The sequence below is a fragment of the Vreelandella alkaliphila genome (assembly GCF_016107625.1).
GTDB classification, from domain to species: domain Bacteria; phylum Pseudomonadota; class Gammaproteobacteria; order Pseudomonadales; family Halomonadaceae; genus Vreelandella; species Vreelandella alkaliphila.
This window is the reverse complement of record NZ_JABASV010000029.1, coordinates 1-1,809: the sequence shown is the minus strand read 5'-3', so window position 1 is coordinate 1,809 and position 1,809 is coordinate 1. Positions and strand designations below refer to the sequence as shown.

The following is a 1,809-nucleotide window of genomic DNA, read 5'->3' as shown; positions in this document are numbered from 1 at the left end:
TCTGATCAGGTAATTCATTGTGAGCGCTTACCGCGAGGATGATGCATCGTTTAAGGAGGTGATCCAGCCGCAGGTTCCCCTACGGCTACCTTGTTACGACTTCACCCCAGTCATGAACCACACCGTGGTGATCGCTTTCCCGAAGGTTAAGCTAACCACTTCTGGTGCAGTCCACTCCCATGGTGTGACGGGCGGTGTGTACAAGGCCCGGGAACGTATTCACCGTGACATTCTGATTCACGATTACTAGCGATTCCGACTTCACGGAGTCGAGTTGCAGACTCCGATCCGGACTGAGACCGGCTTTTCGGGATTAGCTGACTCTCGCGAGCTCGCAACCCTTTGTACCGGCCATTGTAGCACGTGTGTAGCCCTACTCGTAAGGGCCATGATGACTTGACGTCGTCCCCACCTTCCTCCGGTTTGTCACCGGCAGTCTCCTTAGAGTTCCCGGCATTACCCGCTGGCAAATAAGGACAAGGGTTGCGCTCGTTACGGGACTTAACCCAACATTTCACAACACGAGCTGACGACAGCCATGCAGCACCTGTCTCTGCGTTCCCGAAGGCACCAAGTGATCTCTCACAAGTTCGCAGGATGTCAAGAGTAGGTAAGGTTCTTCGCGTTGCATCGAATTAAACCACATGCTCCACCGCTTGTGCGGGCCCCCGTCAATTCATTTGAGTTTTAACCTTGCGGCCGTACTCCCCAGGCGGTCGACTTATCGCGTTAACTTCGCCACAAAGTGCGCTAGGCACCCAACGGCTGGTCGACATCGTTTACGGCGTGGACTACCAGGGTATCTAATCCTGTTTGCTACCCACGCTTTCGCACCTCAGTGTCAGTGTCAGTCCAGAAGGCCGCCTTCGCCACTGGTATTCCTCCCGATCTCTACGCATTTCACCGCTACACCGGGAATTCTACCTTCCTCTCCTGCACTCTAGCTTGACAGTTCCGGATGCCGTTCCCAGGTTGAGCCCGGGGCTTTCACAACCGGCTTATCAAGCCACCTACGCGCGCTTTACGCCCAGTAATTCCGATTAACGCTTGCACCCTCCGTATTACCGCGGCTGCTGGCACGGAGTTAGCCGGTGCTTCTTCTGCGAGTGATGTCTTTCCTAATGGGTATTAACCACTAGGCGTTCTTCCTCGCTGAAAGTGCTTTACAACCCGAGGGCCTTCTTCACACACGCGGCATGGCTGGATCAGGCTTTCGCCCATTGTCCAATATTCCCCACTGCTGCCTCCCGTAGGAGTTCGGGCCGTGTCTCAGTCCCGATGTGGCTGATCATCCTCTCAGACCAGCTACGGATCGTTGCCTTGGTGAGCCATTACCTCACCAACTAGCTAATCCGACATAGGCTCATCCAATAGCGGGAGCCGGAGCCCCCTTTCTCCCGTAGGACGTATGCGGTATTAGCCTGGGTTTCCCCAGGTTATCCCCCACTATCGGGCAGATTCCTATGCATTACTCACCCGTCCGCCGCTCGTCAGCGGGTAGCAAGCTACCCCTGTTACCGCTCGACTTGCATGTGTTAGGCCTGCCGCCAGCGTTCAATCTGAGCCATGATCAAACTCTTCAGTTTAAAATCATTGTGATACTTATTCGTCACTCGAAAACGTGATGTTTACGAACAACAAAAGCGCATCAAACTTGGCTCAAGGTTCAAACGAATTCATTCAACTATTGTTTAAAAACTTACGTTTAAAAACTGTCGTTCTCATGACCGCTTGCCTTGATATTTGGTGATTTATCACCCTCATCGGCAAGCGCCCACATGAATTACCTGATCAAATTGTTAAAGAGCT

General features: G+C 53.0%; 1 rRNA gene. It reads right to left on the bottom strand.

Going from position 1 to position 1,809, the window contains the following annotated elements:
- Positions 1-51: 51 nt before the first annotated feature.
- A 16S ribosomal RNA gene (locus tag JFC11_RS18820) occupies positions 52-1,586 on the bottom strand.
- Positions 1,587-1,809: the final 223 nt, after the last annotated feature.